The sequence below is a fragment of the Candidatus Harpocratesius sp. genome, from assembly GCF_054039255.1.
Window position 1 is genome coordinate 64,590 of record NZ_JBPLBG010000071.1, and the last position, 19,653, is coordinate 84,242.

At 29.4% G+C, this 19,653-nt stretch carries 17 protein-coding genes and 1 tRNA gene; 11 read left to right on the top strand and 7 right to left on the bottom strand.

The features are described from left to right. Window positions 1–83: 83 nt before the first annotated feature. Window positions 84–302 carry a hypothetical protein gene (locus ACXLDF_RS15540; protein WP_457559466.1) on the bottom strand — a complete coding sequence of 73 codons (219 nt, stop codon included), beginning with the start codon at window positions 300–302 and terminating at the stop codon, window positions 84–86. A 132-nt stretch (window positions 303–434) separates the two neighbouring features. Between ACXLDF_RS15540 and ACXLDF_RS15545 the strand changes: the two genes are divergently transcribed. After that, entirely contained in the window at window positions 435–644 is a 210-nt protein-coding gene (locus tag ACXLDF_RS15545; protein WP_457559467.1) for a hypothetical protein, read from the top strand. Window positions 645–691: 47 nt separating this feature from the next. Here ACXLDF_RS15545 and ACXLDF_RS15550 read toward each other — a convergent pair whose 3' ends face one another. Then, window positions 692–1,294, bottom strand: a complete 603-nt coding sequence (locus tag ACXLDF_RS15550; RefSeq protein ID WP_457559468.1) for a hypothetical protein — start codon at window positions 1,292–1,294, stop codon at window positions 692–694. A 159-nt stretch (window positions 1,295–1,453) separates the two neighbouring features. Between ACXLDF_RS15550 and ACXLDF_RS15555 the strand changes: the two genes are divergently transcribed. Next, window positions 1,454–2,479, top strand: a complete 1,026-nt coding sequence (locus ACXLDF_RS15555) for a hypothetical protein (protein WP_457559469.1) — start codon at window positions 1,454–1,456, stop codon at window positions 2,477–2,479. Window positions 2,480–2,519: 40 nt separating this feature from the next. Here the strand turns inward: ACXLDF_RS15555 and ACXLDF_RS15560 are convergent, their stop codons facing one another. Beyond that, window positions 2,520–6,377 carry a DEAD/DEAH box helicase gene (locus tag ACXLDF_RS15560; RefSeq protein ID WP_457559470.1) on the bottom strand — a complete coding sequence of 1,286 codons (3,858 nt, stop codon included), beginning with the start codon at window positions 6,375–6,377 and terminating at the stop codon, window positions 2,520–2,522. Window positions 6,378–6,489: 112 nt separating this feature from the next. Beyond that, window positions 6,490–8,673 (bottom strand): MFS transporter, encoded by a 2,184-nt coding sequence (locus ACXLDF_RS15565; RefSeq protein WP_457559471.1) that lies wholly within the window; start codon window positions 8,671–8,673, stop codon window positions 6,490–6,492. Between the two features lie 172 nt (window positions 8,674–8,845). Between ACXLDF_RS15565 and ACXLDF_RS15570 the strand changes: the two genes are divergently transcribed. Next, complete coding sequence (locus ACXLDF_RS15570) at window positions 8,846–9,730, top strand: glutamate cyclase domain-containing protein (protein ID WP_457559472.1); 885 nt, start codon at window positions 8,846–8,848, stop codon at window positions 9,728–9,730. Window positions 9,731–9,804: 74 nt separating this feature from the next. Here the strand turns inward: ACXLDF_RS15570 and ACXLDF_RS15575 are convergent, their stop codons facing one another. Together ACXLDF_RS15575 and ACXLDF_RS15580 are read right to left on the bottom strand one after the other, a co-directional pair. Next, window positions 9,805–10,437, bottom strand: a complete 633-nt coding sequence (locus ACXLDF_RS15575; RefSeq protein ID WP_457559473.1) for a PadR family transcriptional regulator — start codon at window positions 10,435–10,437, stop codon at window positions 9,805–9,807. A gap of 13 nt (window positions 10,438–10,450) precedes the next feature. Then, on the bottom strand, window positions 10,451–11,002 hold the full coding sequence (locus ACXLDF_RS15580; protein ID WP_457559474.1) for a 2TM domain-containing protein: 552 nt from the start codon (window positions 11,000–11,002) through the stop codon (window positions 10,451–10,453). A 205-nt stretch (window positions 11,003–11,207) separates the two neighbouring features. On the opposite strand from ACXLDF_RS15580, the gene ACXLDF_RS15585 reads away from it, so the two are divergent. Genes ACXLDF_RS15585 through ACXLDF_RS15595 form a run of 3 tightly spaced genes read left to right on the top strand, consistent with a single transcriptional unit; the run spans window position 11,208 to window position 14,663 of the window. Next, the gene (locus ACXLDF_RS15585) at window positions 11,208–12,020 is read left to right on the top strand and encodes an Fpg/Nei family DNA glycosylase (RefSeq protein WP_457559475.1); all 813 of its coding nucleotides are present in this window, start codon (window positions 11,208–11,210) and stop codon (window positions 12,018–12,020) included. Window positions 12,021–12,066: 46 nt separating this feature from the next. After that, the gene (locus ACXLDF_RS15590; protein WP_457559476.1) at window positions 12,067–12,498 is read left to right on the top strand and encodes a hypothetical protein; all 432 of its coding nucleotides are present in this window, start codon (window positions 12,067–12,069) and stop codon (window positions 12,496–12,498) included. Window positions 12,499–12,509: 11 nt separating this feature from the next. Continuing rightward, complete coding sequence (locus ACXLDF_RS15595; protein ID WP_457559477.1) at window positions 12,510–14,663, top strand: tetratricopeptide repeat protein; 2,154 nt, start codon at window positions 12,510–12,512, stop codon at window positions 14,661–14,663. A 35-nt stretch (window positions 14,664–14,698) separates the two neighbouring features. Here the strand turns inward: ACXLDF_RS15595 and ACXLDF_RS15600 are convergent, their stop codons facing one another. Further along, complete coding sequence (locus ACXLDF_RS15600) at window positions 14,699–15,178, bottom strand: helix-turn-helix transcriptional regulator (protein WP_457559478.1); 480 nt, start codon at window positions 15,176–15,178, stop codon at window positions 14,699–14,701. A gap of 126 nt (window positions 15,179–15,304) precedes the next feature. Here ACXLDF_RS15600 and ACXLDF_RS15605 point away from each other — a divergent pair, with 126 nt between their 5' ends. The 5 genes from ACXLDF_RS15605 (at window position 15,305) to ACXLDF_RS15625 (ending at window position 19,511) form a co-directional block, all read left to right on the top strand. After that, entirely contained in the window at window positions 15,305–17,896 is a 2,592-nt protein-coding gene (locus tag ACXLDF_RS15605) for a heavy metal translocating P-type ATPase (RefSeq protein ID WP_457559479.1), read from the top strand. 138 nt (window positions 17,897–18,034) lie between these two features. Beyond that, the gene (locus ACXLDF_RS15610; protein WP_457559480.1) at window positions 18,035–18,196 is read left to right on the top strand and encodes a hypothetical protein; all 162 of its coding nucleotides are present in this window, start codon (window positions 18,035–18,037) and stop codon (window positions 18,194–18,196) included. A 198-nt stretch (window positions 18,197–18,394) separates the two neighbouring features. Next, a complete protein-coding gene (locus ACXLDF_RS15615; protein ID WP_457559481.1) occupies window positions 18,395–18,802 on the top strand; it encodes a zinc ribbon domain-containing protein in 408 nt (135 codons plus the stop codon). A gap of 77 nt (window positions 18,803–18,879) precedes the next feature. Further along, on the top strand, window positions 18,880–19,260 hold the full coding sequence (locus ACXLDF_RS15620) for a hypothetical protein (RefSeq protein ID WP_457559482.1): 381 nt from the start codon (window positions 18,880–18,882) through the stop codon (window positions 19,258–19,260). 149 nt (window positions 19,261–19,409) lie between these two features. Next, window positions 19,410–19,511 (top strand) — tRNA-Ala (locus ACXLDF_RS15625). Window positions 19,512–19,653: the final 142 nt, after the last annotated feature.

Genomic DNA, 19,653 nt, shown 5'->3' on the forward strand with positions numbered 1-19,653 from the left:
TCAGAAATATATTTATTATTTCCTTGGTTCAAGTATTAACAAAAATAAATATGATTAATAATTAGTTAGATATTCTAAATTGATTATTCAATAATTAGATGGTAATTAGGATCATATAACAATGGATAATCATGTTTTTCTTGCATTTTCTCCTTTTCTGACAATTGATCGTCATATATGTCCCAACTGATATAAATTAAAAGTAAAATCAGCAAAATAAAAAAAATAGGAGATACAAATAAGCTAAAAATAAATGAGAATATGAAAAGAGCAAAGATAATTAATATTTGATTTTTAGCCAATTAAATCCCCTCACACAACTTTATCGAGTACATACTAAAAAAAATATACATTTTCTTAAATCTTAAAAAATAATGATTTTGAAATTTCATTGAGATCGGATAATTTTAATGCTATTTTTTACTCTTTTAAGTATGAAGTGTAAGAATTGCAATAAAGAAACAACAGTAATTTGCCATATTTGTGGAGAACCGATATGTTCTAAGCATGCTTATCATATGCGTAAATATTTTTATTGTTTAGATTGCTTTTTAAAAGAACGTAAAAAAGGTCTTGTTAGAGCATGGAGTATAATAATAATCTTAGGTCTATTAGCAGTAATAATAATATCTATTTATCATTAGTATTATAAATAGCAAAAATTTAAGAAAAAAAATTGTCACTATCAATTTTATAGAAAATTTTGGTTGATAAAATGCTTTAATTTTTTCTCAATAATTTCTTCAATATTTCGGAATATTTTTTTCTTTTGGTATATTTCTGCTAAGAATTTAATAAAAATTAGATTGTATAATATGGACAAATCCGCATCACCTTCATCATCTAATTGAGATATTTTCTGAAGCCTTTTTGTAGACAATTTCTTTCCAACTTCTTTTTCATAAAAAGATTTTATTTTTTCTTTTCCGTACTGATTAAATACAATCTGGCGAATATGCTCTAAAGTTTTAGTGATAACCAAGTAATAGATCATTATTTCTTCGCTATCAGTTTCTTTCATCTCATTGATATTCTGAACAAGATTTGAGGCTAAAAATGAAAGATCTAACTGAAATTTTTTCTCAATTTGATGTAAATAGGCAGAAATATCATTTTTATAGATATATTCAAAAAATTTATCTAAATCAATGATGAAATTTCGTAAAAGTGTTTCCAATCCGGGAATTTCGATATAATCATGTACGTTTTTGCTCATAAGTAGATCTTGTCCTTCTCCACGAACTACTAGAGCATATACACCCAATTGAATCATCTCATTTTGAATTTCTTCCATAGATTAAGGTCAACACTCTTTTTTTATCCTATTTTTACATTGACGCTTGAGTATAATAAATTTTTTTAGATCTAACTTTACAAGATGATCATTAAAATTCCAAATACTTTTTGGTTTTTTGATCATTTGTATCCTATAGAATAAAAGAGGTATTTTTCTGTGCGAAAATTAATTTTAGTTCAATGGGATATTCGATTAGGGCCAAATGCTTTAGTACAATTTCCTCCTGAACCAAATTTCCCTCCAAATGAGCTTTTACTTAAAATTTGGGCAAAACATGAAACAACACCAAATTCAAATTTTATTTCCTTTATTAATACATCGAATAATAAAAAATATTGTTCTCTTCTAAAAAAAACACTATCAAAAAATGAAACCTTCTTCATTCTTTTAGAACTTGAAATTGAGAGTGATGAGCATATATATAGAGAAATTCTTGAAAATGTAGGGAATGAACTAATAATCAATTATAATAAGCCTCATTTTACTCATATTTTGTCAGATACATATCGAGCGATAAAAAATTATGCAGAAATGGATGAAAAACAATTGTACTTTCGATTATTCGAAGACAACATAAAAATTCATATTCTACAAACATTGAGAAATGGATGTATTAGTAAGCAAGCCTTACGTGAAAAATTAAGATCTCAATTTGGCTATATTCAATTAAATTTAGATCTGCTTTTAGCTCCATTTATTCGTCTTCGATTAATAAAAGTGATGCAAATTCCTGGTGAACAAGAATCTATTTTTCTTTTATCAGATTTTTTTGTTTATCGAAGACCACTTTCTTTCAAACCAGCGAATAAAGTAATTGAAAAGAAAATTCAAAGATTTTTTTTAAAGGATCAAATCCTTTCTGATAGAGAAGTTCATCAACTTGTTCCATTATTTGAGCATATAGAAACATTGCAATTAATTAACTTAATTACGTTACATAAGGATAAGGGAATTTCTTATTCAGCAGGATTAGAATTATTAAAAGATAAAAAAAACCTACTGATAGCGATAGAAGAAGCAGATATTATTGATTCAACACAAGATAACAAAATTTTTCTTATCAGCGATATTCAATTTCATTCATTCAAGCCTAAATATTTAATTCCTATTCTTCACAAACGATATCTTAACAAGGAAATCTCATTAGAACAACTTATAAAACAATTGGAGTTAATTACATAAGCATTTCTGAAGAAAAATAATTTTTTTGAAAAAAGTATCATTAAAGTAATAAACATCCAGCATAACCTTTTAATTCTGCGTTAATTCTTAATTTTTTATTATATTCGAGCTTTTTTAGTTTTGCTGGAATATCAAATTCTAATTCTTCAAGTTCCTTTTCCCAATGCTTTATTTCTTGCTCTAAATATTGAACTTCATTTTTTAACTGTTCAAATTGCTTCATTCGTCGATTTTTTTTTTCTAATTCCGAAATTTTTGCAACATTTTGTAGTTGTCGTTCTGTAGGTAATTTTACCTTTTTCACTCGGAGCATAGTTTGTAATTTATCTAGATGAAATTCAAGATACTTTCTTTTTAGCTTCGCAGTGGTAATAATTTTTACCTTTTCTCGAAGATATTTTGTTTTATTTACTTGTGTTAAATATTTTGTTCTCTCTTGTGCGATTTTTTTCAAACCTTGAAGTGCTATTTCATAAAGTTGGAGTATTTTTCTTTGCTCGAATAAATTCTTATCAAATGTTCTATTTTTAATTTCTCTTGAAAAATCAAGAACTTTAACAATAGTAGAAGGATGATATAATACTTTTGTAAAAGAAGAAAAAATTAATCCAGAATTGCTAACTAAAACTGGAAAAATGATTTTTTCAATGATAATTCCTACTGATTTAAGTTCTATAAAAAAAAGATGAAGTATTTCACTGTTTTTCAAAATTTTTTGAAGTTCTAAATTCTCTTCAGATGTAAGCTTTATCTTGTTTTTTAAACACAAATTGATCAACTTAGATGAATCAAAATGCAATTGTGTAGCATATCCTGAAAAATCATCACGAGCACAAAAATCTGCAAGATTCATTACAAGTTCATGACCTAAAGCGAAAAAATCAAATTCCTCAAATCTCTGAGCAATTTTCATCGAAAATGTTCCTTCATATTTGCGGGAGGTACATTTTACTTGTGAACGAAGACGATCTGATAAGCATATTTGCCAAAATTCTGTTGAATCATATTTTTTTGTTTTTATTAAATTAAACGCATTAGAAAATAGGGAAATGCTATAGTTAGTAGATTTTTTTGAATACATAGTAATAGAGAAATCATTTCCTGCAAGATCATTGATAGTTTGAAAGAATTGAAGGATATCTTCGTGAGAAACAATATTATCATCTTGGAGATTTTGAGATAACATTGATGTTTGAAATGATTTTTTATCTAAAATAAAATCATCCAACTTTGCGTATACTTCTTCAATTTTATCCGTAGTTTTTGAGATAACTTCTTCTAATCTGAATTTATATGGTATCTCATCTTCTCTTAAAACTAAGTCGGTTATTTGTTTTTCAATACTACCTAATATAGGCTCTAAAGATCCGATAGATTCTTCAAAAAGATGGATACGATCAATAATTGCAGTTACAATTGATGATTCAACTGTATCTGCAATATAAAAATTATAAATCAGAATATCTTTAGTTTGACCAATACGATCCAATCTTCCAATTCGTTGTTCTAGACGCATGGGATTCCATGGAAGATCATAATTAATGATAATATGGCAAAACTGAAAATTTCTACCTTCACCACCTATTTCGGTTGACAAAAGAATAGAATGAGTTGTTTTGAATTTTTGAACTTCTCGATTTTTTTGATTTTCATTGAGATCTCCATGGAAATGGGCGACATTTATTTTTTTGTCTTGAAATATCTTAGAAAGATAAAATAAGGTCGCTTTAAATTGAGTAAATATAATTATTTTTTCTTTTGGATTATTTGATAATATTTCTTTAATTATTTCTTGTAATTTTTCTGCTTTTGAGTCTATGGTCAAAGATTTCAAATCAACTACAAATTCCTTAAGAATTTTGATATGATCTTTAATATTAAGTTCATTTCCTTTTTTAGGTTTCATCTTTTGTTTACGTCGATAATAAATTAAACGATCTTCTAATTCAAATTCTTCAATTCCCAAATCTAAATCTAATTCTACTTCTTCTTCTTGAAATTCTTGATTAATTACAATTTCAGTTTGGAATTTTGTAAGCATTTCTTTATTTTCTTCTAAATAATTAATTCGCCTTTGTAAACTTTTAAGAATTGCAGGAACTGAGCTTGTTAAAAGCTTTTGAAGAATGACCATAATAAAACCCATTCCAGTATTTCTACCTTCAAAATTCTGGGAATAGATTTTAGCTAAATACAAATGAATTTTGTTGTATATCTCTAGTTCTTTTGGTGTTAATGTAACATCTATAATTTTTGGGATTCGTTTGATTTTATGATGAGGAAACACCCTTTTTCTTCTATTACGAATGACAAAATCACTTAAGAAATGTTTTTTTTCTAAAGTCTGAACTAAAGTTGTGCGAAATGATTTCTTTTTCAAATTTTCATCTAATGCTTTGACTTGAAAATTAGGAAGGAAATTTAAAATATTATATATCAAAGATCTGCGTTCAAATGCACTGATTCTGGAAAAATTAAGTAATTGAGAAATTACGAGATTTAACATAACCAAATTTTTTCGTTCTGATTCAAAGCTATCAAAAGTTGGAAATCGATATGGATTCAGTAAGCAGATTAGTGAATATAAATCAAATGAGTGAAGCTGGATAGGAGTAGCTGTTAAGAGTAAGAGATTGTGACTTTTTTGGGCAAGTTTTTCAGCTAAATCGTAGGCTAAGGTAGTCCGATAGAGTTCTGTCTTCACATTCGTTAAATATCTACGGAGATGGTGTGCTTCATCAAAGATAACGATATCCCATTCAACCTTAAGTAATTTTGAAGAACATTGGGACAATCGTGCAAATTGAAGTGTAACAGAGCATAAAGTGTATTCTTCTCCAGTTTTCTTATTTATAAAGTTCCCAGTTTGAAAATTTATTTCTGTCTGCTTTAATCTTTGAGAATCCAGCCGAATAAATGATAAATTGAATTTATTCTCCATTTCAAATTCCCATTGAGAAGAAAGGCTGGCTGGTGTTATGATTAAAATTCTTCTAGCTAGTCGGCGCGCTATCATTTCTTTAATATAAATTCCAGCTTCAATTGTTTTTCCCAATCCGACTTCATCTGCTAAGATCATACGCGCCTCGTTTTGTTGTAAAAGATGGTGGGCAACTGAAACTTGATGTGGAAGAAGAGACAATCTTGAGTTGGTTACTATTTTAATATAATTACTGCTGTATAAATCAAGAAATTGAAGACTCCAAATCCGGAGAAGGAATGTAAGCGAAAACGAAAGTTGTTTATCATAAAATTCTTCGATCGGATTTTTGACTGATTCTTTAATTGTTTGTTCCTTTATCCAAATATTTTCACCATTAGTTAATTGAACTTGATAACGAATGATTCCATCTGCATGGTGAAGATTTCTATTTTGAATTATACCAATTTTAATGTTTGAAGAATTTATTGGCCCATCAAAGGAGGTTTGTTCGTAAAATCGAATTTTTTGACCAATTGGCCATAAAAAATGAACAATCTCTTGGGGATATACAGATTGAGAAGAATAGGCCTTAAATTGGATGATAATTTTTTCGAAAAATTGGTCTTTTGAGAAGGATTTTGGTGAATTTGACTCGTGAATGTCCATTTCTGGTACTAAAATATAATCAGAAGTAGAAGATAGAGAAGGAATAAAATTCTTGTTAATTTTTTTTTTATATCTTAAGCTGAATTGATTATTTGAATCTTGATATATTTCATTCTTTTTTTTTTTTAAATAATAGAGAATTTCTGAAATAATTCCAATTCCCAAGTCTTGATTAAATCTGTGTTGAACACGATTACCAGGAATAAAAGTATAACTTCTACATTTCTTGTTACTACACTGTTTTGGTATATTTTGTAATGATTCTTCAAGTAAAGCATTACAAAACGGACATCTCTCAATTTTTAACATTCTAAATGAACTCAAAATACTTCTTCTAAAAATTTTATTTTATTCAAACAATTTCTTTAATTTAAGATAAAATTTGGATTTTTAGATGTGATTTAGTGATCATTTTTTTTAATTATTCACGTGTTTGCCATTCATCATAAGCACGGAAAAGATTATTTATTTGATTCATTGCTCTTTGGAATCTTCTTAAAATGCGTTTATCAAAACTTTCTTCAATTATATCTTGCAATTTTAGACCATATTCCGAAGTTAAAGCAATAACACTTTGTAATTGCTTCATAGTCAAATCTTCTCTTAGAAGCGAGTGAATAATAGAGTTTAATTTATCTTTTAATACTTCTGTGTTTGATTTTGATTTTTGAGCCAAAATAATCAAATTATGAATTCGTTGTTGCAATTCTTCTTCATCTTTTGTTAAGCGTTTAATACCTTCTTCTACGACTCTATCAGAAGCCAATCTAATTACTTTATCAAAAATATTAATTGCATCTTGTAAAATTTCGATGCATTCAATAGGATTGTAATATCTATTCAAACGCGCCTCAACGACTTTTAAATAACCACTCTCATATAATACTTCAATTTTTCCAAAATCACTTTTTTCCCAAGTTTCATCAATTAACTGATAAAGATATGGTAAATCTCCAAATTTTTGAAGCTCCAATAGTTCTTTGAGATTATCTCGAAAAAGTTTCGCACGATCAAGTAAATTTTGTGAATGGCTTTCTAAATCTGCAATTTTTTGTCTGGAGGCATTTTCAGCAATTTGTGTTAAATGCAATATTGCTTTATCTATCATCTTTAAGGCATTTTGAGGTTCTTTTACAATTTTATTTTTAGCATCATGAACTGTTTGTATGGCTCTATCAATTTCAATATTAATTTCAAAAATGTAATCAATTAGAGTCATCTGCTGTCTTTCTCTAAGTACTCTATTTTTTTCATCAATATCTTTTGTTATTGCTTTTACTGTCAATAACCATAATAGAGCAGAAGGAATCCAAAATATTAAACTTACATACAAAAGTCTCTGATAAGTAATTACAATACTTAGTAAAAAGCTTGTAAGCATTAATGTAACACTTTTTCCGACTTGTTCAGTTAATTGAAAGAAAGAAGAAGCCGTTCCTCTATGCTCAGGTAAATTCACATCCACCATTACAGCATTTTTATTTATCACCATTCCTGCACTGAAAAATGTTCCAAAGAATGAAAAAATCATATAAAAAATATAATTTGGATAATTTTGGAAGATAGCAGAAACTGTAAGTAAAACATATTTAATAATTTCTTCTGTAGGAATAGGATCAGGATAAAGAGGCAAATGATTAAGAGAAATAGGTTTTAATTCGAAAATCATTAATATACATAAAGGAATTGCAATAATGTTAGAAATAAAAGCTAATCTCGCACGATTTTTCTTATTTTTTTTATAAAGCACATCTCCATACCACGAGAGAACAATACTTCCAATAATATAACCAAAACTTGCAACCCCTGCCATTAGTGTAGAAACTTGCGTTCTTATATTTTCAGGAAGTACATACAGCATCTCTCGGGAAAATGTTGTAATAAGAGAAAAAATAATAATCGTTCCTGGAATTATAGAAAAAAAACCATTTAAAATTAAGAATTTATTACTTGGCTTTTGAATAAGTTTCACTAGTTGGCGCTGATTGATCTTATATTCATACCCTACTTCTTCGAATTCATGAATATTTGCTAAGCTTTCTTCTTTAGCACCTACATCAGGAAGATTGACAAATAAAAGTTGAAATACTGCAATAAGAGCAAGAAAAGACAAAATAAGTGGAGTAATTTGCCATCCAAAACCAAAAATATTTAATGGTCCTAAAAACGCGGATATGCCTTGACCAATACCATTGCTAATAGAAGAAAAAATTGCAAGAAATCCAAATAAACCAGAGCGTTCTTCAGGGAGAACAATATCACTTAAAACAGATATAGCGACAGGTATAGCAAATCCCATTCCTGCTCCTGTGATGATGCGGGCGATAAGTAATTGAAGAAAATTGGTACAAAGAGAGGTAAAAACAAACCCAAACACAGATAAAATTACCCCCCAATTAATTACTTTGTTTCTATCAATTTTATCTGTATAGTAACCCCATAATACCATTACAAATGCAGTTACTAACACAGACAAAGAATCTGGGAGATATATTAAAGATTCTGGAATGGTAAACTCGTCAATAATAGTTGAATATGAAGGAATTAGCATATTCAAGGAAGCAGTGCTGATTAAAAATAAGAGCAAGACAATATTCATGACCATGAGCTCTGATCTCGTGTATTTTTTCCATATTGGATTAACCAGTATCAATTTGCGCGGGATGCATCCTCACCTGTCAGATCAAAAATATTATTAAAATAAAATAAAGTTATATTAATGAGAAGGTTATTATTCTTTAATATTTTGCCCTCACTTAATGGAATTCTGAATTATCATGAACCATTTGATTGAATCGTTGCTCATCGGAAAACCATATCTTGAATTATTACCTGATGGAGCTAAAAGAGCATATACACTTGTCAAAACACCACCTATAATTATCCAATCAGTAAATGAAATTGCTGTGCACCTACAAAAACAAATAATAAAATCATCTTGGGTTGCAATTACAACAGGATTTCCAGTAAACAATACTTTTGAGACAGATGGACCAATTGGTACATTTATTCTTGGGAATTTATTGGCAGAACTAGGAATTAATGTAATAATTAGTACAGAATCCCCTTTACTTACAGTGTTAAAACAATTTCCTTGGTCATCACGAGCTAGAATAAAGATACACTTAATACCTATTTCTGAATTGAGACATTTACCACCAATCTTGATTAGTATTGAAAGACCAGGAAAGAATTACCATGGAATTTGTCATAATATGCGGGGAGAATCAATATCAGATCAAATTGATGATTTTGAATTTTTAATAGAAAGCGAACCACCAAAATATTGGCTGGGAATTGGTGATGGGGGAAATGAATTAGGATTAGGTATGCTAAATTCCAAGGTTGAGCATTTAATTCCATTTGGAAAAAAATGTGTATGCAGTTGTGGAGGTGGAATAGCTGTTGAAAAGATCGCAAATGATTTTTTAGTTGGAATCACCTCAAATTTAGCTGCTTTAACTTGTGCATGTGAATTGGCTAAATTAAATCATAAAAAAATATCCTATTCTTGGATTAATGAAGTGCAATTACTTGAAATCTTAAATGATAATGATACTATCGATGGAGTGTCATTTGGAAAAGGAACGGTGGATGGTATTCCGAAAAATCTATCAAAAAAAATAATTGAATCCATTCTCTCTTATTACCAAGAGAGTTAAGTAATTTTACAAAGATTAAAAGGAACGAGGAAAGAGATTTTTGTCAGAATAAATTGAATAATTGTTGAAATCATTTATTGATCATTTGATTTCTTGATTTCTTCTTCAATATTTTGCAAGCTTAACTTAAAGCTTTCCTGTAAAGCTTCCAATTTTTTTCGCCTTAAAGTTTGGTCTACCAATGTTTTCGGTTTCTCTAATCCAATATTTGCAACTCTTGCGGGGATTGTTGTCAATTTTGAAAACATCTCATCATTTTGGTCCTTTTTATCAATTTTTATCAAAAAAGGTGAAATCAAATTTAGATATTGCAAAATAAAATCCAAATCACCTTCAAAATTATGCAAAATTATCTCATCAATGGCTTTTCTTCCCCGTTCAAGTAGTATATATACTTTTTTAACAGGTCCTAAAGGTGATTTTTTTCGAGATCCCGCAATCATCTGTTTTTTTCCTTCTAATTTTGAAAGAATGGGATAAATAGTACCAGATTTGGCTTCCCAAGAACCAGCAAAAAGTTTATTTAGATCTTGAATCATTTCATATCCATATTGTCCCACTGGTTCTCCATTATTGCGTAATTCCCGAGATCGAAGCTGTGCTAAAATCAGCACTTCTAAAGGGCTTAAATTAATTTTTTCCCTTTTTTTATCACCTTTTCCACCTTCTGTAGGCACAACTTCCACAGATTTTCCTAGCCAAAACATTTTTTTTGAGATCCTATTTGTTCAAATTTTTTGATGATTCGATAATTTTGAGTTTTTTCAATTCTTGTTCTACTTTTCGTTCTATCCAAGTTTTTTCGGTAGATTCATCACGAGCAGGAGTAATATAGAAGTAAAGAACGGTATGAATAATTAAAATTGAGCCCCAACTTCCAAATGGAAACCAAAACCAAGGTTGAAAATTCCATCGAGATTGATTTGTAAAGAAGTTAATAAATAATAAAAATGAATTGAGAACTATAAATGCCCAAACATGGTAAAGAAGAGCGAGTGTAGCAATATGAACAATCCCCTTTTTGTAAAGAATATAATAAAAGATATGAGTAAAGAGTATGACTGCCCAACCAATAAGTGCCCAGAGAAACCAAGGATATTCCCAATTTGTTAAATAATTAATAATAAACAGCAAAAGGTTTACAAAGATATAAAGTAGTACATGTAAAATTAGAAAGAATCGATGAAGAACAATTTCTTTAGCAATTTTTCTTAACCCTTCTTCATTAAATTCATTCAGATGCATTTCATTGTTAATTGATAATTCACTCATTAAAACTTCATCTCCAAAATTGTAGAAAAAATCGTAATTGTTCATATTTATTAATTATAAGGAAAAAAATACACTCAGTAGAAATTAACTTGATTTATTTCATTAACTACTACTATCGTTCTATGTAACTTAAGTATTTTGTAACTTAATAAATATTGTTAAGAATACATAGTAAGATAATATCATAATTTAGGACCCTTCAAATATGCCAGAATTACCTGAAGTTGAAATTTACAGGCGTTATCTTGAAAAAACATCACTAAATCAACCAATTCACCACATAGAAATTAGGGATGCAAAAATTCTTAGAGTTCCAAATCCAGAAGTATTCGCCAAATCCTTAGTAAGAATTCAATTTAAAAAAGTATCTCGGCGGGGTAAATATCTCTTCATTCATTTAAGTTCAGGAGAAATTCTTCTATTTCATTTTGGTATGACAGGAAATCTTCGATACGATTCGATTACAAAGTTGCAAGAATTAGATGCAAAAATCACTCGATTTGATCGAATTCGCTTTCATTTCCAATCTAACAGGGTTCTTTCATTTATCTCTCAGCGTAAATTTGCGCGTATTGAATTGTGGGATTCGATTAATGATTTTATAAATAAAAGGAAAATTGGTCCAGATGCGCTAAATATTACATTTCCTCAATTTTCACGAGCAATTCAAAGTAGCAAGCGCCCAATAAAAGCAATTTTATTAGATCAACACCGTATTGCAGGAATTGGAAATCTTTATGCCGATGAAGCATTATTTCAAAGTAAAATTAATCCATTAATTTTAGGTTCTCAAATAAGTGAAGCTCAAATTAAAAAGCTACATGAAGTAATTCAGAATATTCTTCAAATTGCAATAGATCATAACGCACAATATGGCGAATTTCCATCAAATTTTTTTTTACATGCTCGTGTTATTAATGGAAAGTGTCCAATATGTGGTAAAGAACTAGAAAAACGAATCGTAGGGCAAAGAACAACAATTTTTTGTGCATGTTGCCAACCATTTTTATCATCTTAAAATCGAGAAGCAAATGCTTAAATGGAAATCGATGCTATTTTAAAATATGTTAACACAAATACCCGAAATTCTCATTACAATCGGATGGATCTTGTTATTAATTTTTATAATGATTGCCCTTGCAGTAATTTCCCTAAGCATTGGTATTAATGCTGTAAAAGGTGAACACACTGAATTTGGTGCTGTTTTTATAACTGGATTAATTGCTGTATTTTTAGCAGGAGTAATTTCTTATGTATTTCAACTTTTACTTCCAGGATGGGCTTTAATTGGTACTTTAATCTCCCTTTTAGTATCAATGTTTGTGATAATGAATCGTCATAATACTACCTTTTTTGGTGCATTAGGCGCAATTTTGATTTATGCAATAGTATTAACAATAATTTTAATTGTGTTGTTTTTATTCACCCCAAGTATAGTAACTTGGATTTCAATGATTCTAAATTACGATATTACTCAATTAATTCCAAGCATTTAAGGTGCTAAATCATGACCGATTATCCAAAAATATCCCAAAAGAATGAGAAAAAACAAAACGAAACGTCCCCTTCTTCAAATACGATAGAATCAAATAAAAAAAAATGGGATATTATGTATAATCGTCTTTCCCAACAAAGTGTAACTACACCAGCAGAAACTGAAAAAGAGATTGTAATAACTCTTCAATCTGAAAAGGATTCTGAAAAAAAATCAAAACTTAGATTATTATTAGCAAATATCCAATGGACATTGGGAAAAATCGATGAAGCAGAACATAATTATAAAATAGTATTTCTTGAAGCAACTCGTTTGGATAAAGATGAATTATTAGCTGATACATTGGTAGGATTAGGAATGGTTGAGAATTCGAGTGGACGATTTCAATCTGCATCAGACCGTTTTTTTGAAGCACTTCCAATTTATCAAAAGTTGGGAAAAAAAGCAAAAGAAGCACACGTTTATAACAGACTAGGAATTAATCGATCTTATATTGGTCTTCTTCAAGAAGGGGAAGAATATCTTCATAAAGCAATTTCTTTAGCTCAGAAAAATAACAATTCAAGAATAGAAATATCAGCAAGAAATAATTTAGCTCTTTTTCAGATGTTTACAGGTGATATTCAATATGCATCAGAACAATTTAAACAATGTGCTGAACTTGCTGAAAAATTACATCTCACTCGTGATCTTACAATAATGATGAGTAACTATGCTGAAACTCTTCAGTACTTAGGAGATTATTCTCTTGCTGAAAAAAAATATTTTAAAGCATTGCAAATAGCAGAACAAGCGCAGAATCATTCAAATGTTGCAGTTATAAAATCTGAAATAGGAGGATTTTACACTGAATTAGGCCAATTAACTAAGGCACGACAATTTTTAGATGAATCAATGGATTTATTCAAAGAAGTAAAGATGAAATTTAATTTCTTACAATTATTAAATAATTATGCAAAATATTGGTTAGTTGAAGGGAATTATCTAAAATCGATAGAGCTTCTGCAGAAAGCTCTACATATAGTTGAAAATACTCAGTTGAACTTTCAAAAAATCCAAATTCTTATTACATTAGTACAAACTCATTTTGCCCTACATAATGTAGATTCAGCATATACACTTTTAAAAGATATCGTTCAACTAGCATGGAAACAACAGAATAAAGTTGGAATTGGATTAGCTTTGATAGAACGTGCACGATTAAGTTTGACTTTTTCAAATTTCCATGAAGCAGAAATTCTTCTTCTTGAAGCAAATAGAATTGGTCAAACAACAAAATTTTTTGAAATTAAAATAAATTCACTTCTTCTTCTTGCTTTAACTTACTTAATAAAAACTCAGCAACACCGATATTCTAAAGAATTAAAAGAAATCTCTGATTTAATTCATAAAGTGCTTGGATTAACCAAGAATAAATCATTATGGCCTCGATATATAGATACTTTAGTTTTACAAGCAACACTATATGCTTTTAAAGGATATCTTCTTAAAGCGCGTAAAGTGTTATCTTTGGCTGAAGATTTAGTAGTCGCGCATGAAATAAAAAATAAACAGACTCAAATAGAACGAATTGAGAATTTAATTGATAGGCTCGATTCAAATCCTTTAGATCGAGAATTTATTTTATCTCAAATCTACAATCTACTTATGCAAGAAATTCAACAATTTACAACGCAAGGAATACAATGCACACTTTCTCAAGAGGATATTAATTCAATTTTCATGGTATGTTATAAAATTGATGAAAAGAAAGGAACTGTTCTTCATATTGTTGAGAACGTTGATGAAAATGATCGAGAATTGCAACAACCATTACAAATTGCAGGAAATATTTTTATGGTAAGTCTTGGGCAAGGTCATGGTTATCATCAAGGATTATATGGCCCTTTCCCATTTGGAAGGAGCAATTTTCGAGCTTTAGTATATTCTACTATGATTCATGATTCAAGTCAAAATGAAGGCAGAGGAAAGGGTTCTATCTTCTTTATTACATGTTTTATATATTCACAAAAGCTTAGTGCTCTTTTAAATCAAAGAGAGAAAATAGAGCAGATATTTACATTACAATTCCGTCCAATATTAGATATTAGTGATATAACTACAGATACCTTGCATGAAATACGGGAAAATATAATTGATTTCTTTTTAGAACCTTTCCTTATATGATCGATTCACCAAATTCCAATTGATTTTTGTCCTAATTAATGGTTGTGTTTATGTATCTCATTATTTTTAAAGGCAGCAGCACAATGTCGACAGCAAAATGAATATTTTTTTCCATTAATTATTTCTTGATAAGAGTTTTGATATAGTTTTATTCCACATCCAGCACAAATTTGGATATTAGGCTCAATTGCAGTGTCAATTATTCCTGAAAATCGTTGAAACATGTTCTCAGCGAATTTTTTTCCTGTATCGGTCAAATGATATATTTTTTTTTCCTTATGACCAATTAATTTACTCTCAATCGAAACAAATCCTTTGGCTTCAAGCTTACTTAAAAAAGGATAAATTAAAGAAAAACTAATGTTTTTGCCCAGTCTTTCTTCAAATTTTACCCGCAATCCATATCCATGATTTGGATTTTCATACAATAAAACAAGTAAATAAAAACGAGTAAAATCAGACAAAAGGGATTTTTCATTTATTGACATTAAATAATATATATCTGATTTCTCCAATAAGCTTAATGCAAATATATTTTTAAAAAATATACATATTTACTTTTTCTAAATTCAAATAGATGACTAATTTTTTATATTTAATAATAAGAATATATTTTAAAAAGATATATCTTATTTTATTTAATGTCATCTAATACTAATCCTAATCCGCAAAATCAAACTAAAAAAGCGGTTACTTTAGATATCGTAGGCATGCATTGTGCTTCATGTGCTCAAACAATTGATAAAGCCCTAAATAAAGAAGAAGGTATTTTGAAAGTCAATGTAAACATTGCTACAGATAAAGCTTATATTAAATTCGATCCAACAAAAATAGGATTGAATGACATAATAAAAACAATAGATAGTACTGGTTATAGCACTAAAATTGAAACAAAAAAAGAGATAATTCCAATTGAAGGAATGACATGTGCATCATGTGCACAAACCATTGAGCGTAGTTTATTAAAAACTACAGGGATTATCGAAAGCTCTGTAAACTTGGCTACAGAAAAAGCTACAGTAACTTTCAATCCTGAATTAATTACATATGATAAGATTATTCAAACGATAAATAATACAGGATACAAAGCAATTATTCAAAAATCTGAAAAGACAACATCCGAATCTTCAAAATATGATATGGAAATGAAGAAAGATTTAGAAAAATATGCAAAAGCACAAAAAAGACTCGCCATCTCTTGGGGGTTCACAATTCCAATAACAGTTTATATGCTTTTAGAAATGATCTGGGGTATTATATGGCCAAGTAGTTTAGTGTATAATATTACTATTATAGTTTTAGCAGCTTTTGTTATATTTTGGGCAGGATATGATACATATAAGACTGCTTGGAAAGCAATTTTACATAAAAGTGCTAATATGGACGTTCTGATATTTTTAGGAACATTCTTTGCATTTCTTTCAGGACCTTTAAGCTTTATTATTCCTGTTTTTAACTATTCTGGCGTTTCAGCCATGATTATGGCATTTCACCTAACAGGAAGATACATTGAAACTAAAGCCAAAGGAAGAGCATCACAAGCCATTAAAAAATTGCTACAATTGGGTGCAAAAACAGCAAAAATTATTGAAAATGGGATAGAAAGAGAAATTCCAATTGAAGAGATTTCCAAAGGAGATATCATGATAGTCCGACCAGGAGAAAAAATACCAACAGATGGAATTGTTGTTGAAGGAAGCAGTTCTGTCGATGAATCAATTGCAACAGGAGAATCTTTACCCGTAAAGAAGTCAAAAGACGACCAAGTAATTGGAGCAACTATAAACCAAACAGGGGTTCTTAAGATTCGCGCTGAAAAGGTAGGAAAAGAGACATTTTTAGCACAAGTAATAAAAATGGTGGAAGAAGTTCAAGGTTCAAAAGTACCAATTCAGAAATTTGCAGATAATGTAACAGCTGTATTCGTACCTATTGTTTTAGTTCTTGCCACTTTGGGTGCAATTATTTGGTTGGTTTTCCCAAATTTCATGGTAAGCATTCTTGCTATCGGAGAACCTATATTACCTTGGGTAAATATAGATTTGGGAATTCTTACATTAGCATTAGCCTCATTAATTTCGACTCTTGTTATTGCTTGTCCTTGTGCCCTAGGATTAGCCACACCAACAGCCTTAATGGTTGGTAGTGGTTTGGGGGCAGAAAATGGAGTTTTAATTCGTAACGGCGAAGCAATTCAAACATTAAAGAATATTGATACAATTATATTTGATAAAACTGGGACTATTACAAAAGGAAAGCCTGAAGTTATTGACATAATCACCGGACCTGGCTTTTCTGAGAAGGAAGTTATCCAATATGCTGCATCTATTGAATATAATTCAGAACATCCATTAGCTTTTGCAATTGTTTCTTTAGCAAAAGATAAAAAAATTCCTTTACTGACAGTAGAAAATTTCAAAGCAATCTCAGGAAAAGGTGTAATAGCCGATATTATATCCCATGATGCTAATAATGAGGAAACGGGTAATTCTTCTATATCACCTTCAATATCAATTAAACTGGGGAATATTGGATTAATGAAAGATTATCAAATTGATGTCACTAAATTTCAAGAAAGTGGTCAAATAATGCAACTTGAAAGTGAAGCAAAAACTGTCGTTTTACTAGCAATTGGAGACAAATTAGGGGGCATATTGGGAATTGCTGATAATCTTAAAGAAGATTCACCTCGCGCAATTCAAGAATTGAATAGTTTAGGGATTAAGACAGTAATGCTTACTGGAGATAATCAAAGAACAGCAGACGCTATTGCAAAAAAAGTAGGAATTTTAAAAGTTTATGCAGAATTGATGCCTCAGCAAAAATTGGAGATTATTCAACAACTTCAGAAAGAAGGAAACCTAGTTGCAATGGTCGGAGATGGAATCAATGATGCTCCTGCATTATCAGCTGCAAATGTTGGAATAGCCATTGGGACAGGAACTGATATTGCGATTGAAGCCGCAGATATTACCCTAGTTTCTGGAAATCTTGGAAAAGTAATCACTGCTGTTAAGTTGTCTCGAGCAACCTTTAAAAAAATTAAACAAAACCTATTCTGGGCATTCTTTTACAATCTATTTGCATTACCTTTTGCAATCTTAGGATTTGCTCATCCAATCATTGCAGAAATTGCCATGGCAACCAGCTCTATTACAGTGGTTTCTAATGCTAACTTATTACGAAGAGTAAATATTCAACCAAATTACAACAAATACAACAAATTGCAATAAAATCATAATCTCGCTGAATCTTCCTATATTCATTTCAATCAATCAACTTTTTTTTATTTTACATAATATTGCTTTTTTAACCTAAGCAAAATAAATAATACTAAAAAATATAGAATAAAATCTCTTGGAGGTGATAAGATGGAATTAAAATGTCAAACCTGCGGAACAACTCAACCAGTCCCAATGCATTGTGGAAAACCAATGCACATCGAAGGTGACCAATTAGTCTGCCATATGGGAACTCATTGTGGTGCACAAGCAATCCCAACCCACTGTGGAAAACCAATGCAAATGAATTAAGAAGATGATTTTATGAAAGAAATGAAAGTTAGCACTCTTAATGAAGAAATTCAAAGAGTAAATAACTCATTAGACTTATAGATTTGTGATTATAAAATTCCTTTTTTTTTTATTAAATATTTTTTTATATTCAATCAACCAAAAACAAACAAAAAAACACAAACAAAAAAATACAAACTCATGGAGTAAAAATAAAAAATGCTACTTAATATTAATAATCATGAAATGTGGGAAGAAGAAGGAAATATGATGAGTTGGAATGCTGATCTGGGGAACTTTTCTTGGATCATAGCTATTCTAATTGGCATATTCTGTATTCTATTCCTACTTTGGCTTGTTAGAAGTGTAGCGAATCCTAAAAGAACATCTCGCTCATCATGCTGCCATTCTTCGTCAAATTCTTATAATGAAGATGTTGGAGAAACAAAATCGACTCAAAAAATCATCATTCAGGATGATGAAAAGAACAATAATAGAGAAAATAGATTTTCTACAATGAATAATGCCAAAAAAACACCATCAATTTTATTTTGTACAAATTGTGGAAATAGGATAGAAAGCCAAAATATCCGATTTTGCCCAAATTGTGGAACAGAATTGAACTAATTTTTTTATTTTTTTTTAATAAAGTTCAAATAATTAAACAGTATTAAGATTATTGTCAATTAGAGGTGAGAAATTGAATGCTTAATAAATTGAATAAAAAAGCAAAAGAAATTGAAAACAAAGCAAAAGAAAGTCTGCAATCAATAAAACCCAAAATTGAAAATGTAAAAGAAAATACTATTGATTTGGGAGAAAAAGTCAAAGAATCAGCCCAAATAAAAACACAGAAAATAACGAATACTGTGAAAGAAAGAATTGAAACTGCAAAACCACAGTTTCAAAAAAATAAAGAGATTGCTTTAAAAAAAGCCAGAGAAATGGCTGAAAGTGAAGTTACAAAAATGGTTCTAAATACAGCTAAAGAAATCGCACTAGAAGAAGCAAAGAAAATGATTATTAGGAAAGCTAAAGAAAAAATAAGTAAAATTGGAGATGAAAGTAAAAAGGAAAAACAATAATCGAAAAAAGAATTATTTCCTGTTTATACAAATCTAATTACTATAGTGATTATTTCATCTTTTAATTATTCAAAAATGTAAAGCGAATTGTTTCATAAAATTTTTAATTATTCTAATACATTCTTCCTCATACGAATACTATATTTCATGGGCTCGTGGATTAGCGGTATATCGCTTGCTTGGCATGCTTCGTATCAGATTTCTTGATGTGAATGCAAAAGAAATCGAGGGTTCGATTCCCTCCGAGTCCACTATTTTACTTCTTTATTTTATTAATTTTGAATCTATTAGAAATAAAATTATTTAGAATAATTATTTTGAGAAAAAATAAGCGTTTTTTTGAATATCTGATAATTTTTTTGATTTGAACAATAAAAAAACAGATTAGATCTT

Coding starts and splice junctions, on each gene's coding strand:
- ACXLDF_RS15545 (WP_457559467.1), top strand. CDS start 435: ATGAAGTGTAAGAATTGCAATAAAGAAACAACAGTAATTTGCCATATT.
- ACXLDF_RS15550 (WP_457559468.1), bottom strand. CDS start 1,294: ATGGAAGAAATTCAAAATGAGATGATTCAATTGGGTGTATATGCTCTA.
- ACXLDF_RS15560 (WP_457559470.1), bottom strand. CDS start 6,377: ATGTTAAAAATTGAGAGATGTCCGTTTTGTAATGCTTTACTTGAAGAA.
- ACXLDF_RS15565 (WP_457559471.1), bottom strand. CDS start 8,673: ATGGTCATGAATATTGTCTTGCTCTTATTTTTAATCAGCACTGCTTCC.
- ACXLDF_RS15570 (WP_457559472.1), top strand. CDS start 8,846: ATGAACCATTTGATTGAATCGTTGCTCATCGGAAAACCATATCTTGAA.
- ACXLDF_RS15575 (WP_457559473.1), bottom strand. CDS start 10,437: ATGTTTTGGCTAGGAAAATCTGTGGAAGTTGTGCCTACAGAAGGTGGA.
- ACXLDF_RS15580 (WP_457559474.1), bottom strand. CDS start 11,002: ATGAGTGAATTATCAATTAACAATGAAATGCATCTGAATGAATTTAAT.
- ACXLDF_RS15585 (WP_457559475.1), top strand. CDS start 11,208: ATGCCAGAATTACCTGAAGTTGAAATTTACAGGCGTTATCTTGAAAAA.
- ACXLDF_RS15590 (WP_457559476.1), top strand. CDS start 12,067: ATGTTAACACAAATACCCGAAATTCTCATTACAATCGGATGGATCTTG.
- ACXLDF_RS15595 (WP_457559477.1), top strand. CDS start 12,510: ATGACCGATTATCCAAAAATATCCCAAAAGAATGAGAAAAAACAAAAC.
- ACXLDF_RS15605 (WP_457559479.1), top strand. CDS start 15,305: ATGTCATCTAATACTAATCCTAATCCGCAAAATCAAACTAAAAAAGCG.
- ACXLDF_RS15610 (WP_457559480.1), top strand. CDS start 18,035: ATGGAATTAAAATGTCAAACCTGCGGAACAACTCAACCAGTCCCAATG.
- ACXLDF_RS15615 (WP_457559481.1), top strand. CDS start 18,395: ATGCTACTTAATATTAATAATCATGAAATGTGGGAAGAAGAAGGAAAT.
- ACXLDF_RS15620 (WP_457559482.1), top strand. CDS start 18,880: ATGCTTAATAAATTGAATAAAAAAGCAAAAGAAATTGAAAACAAAGCA.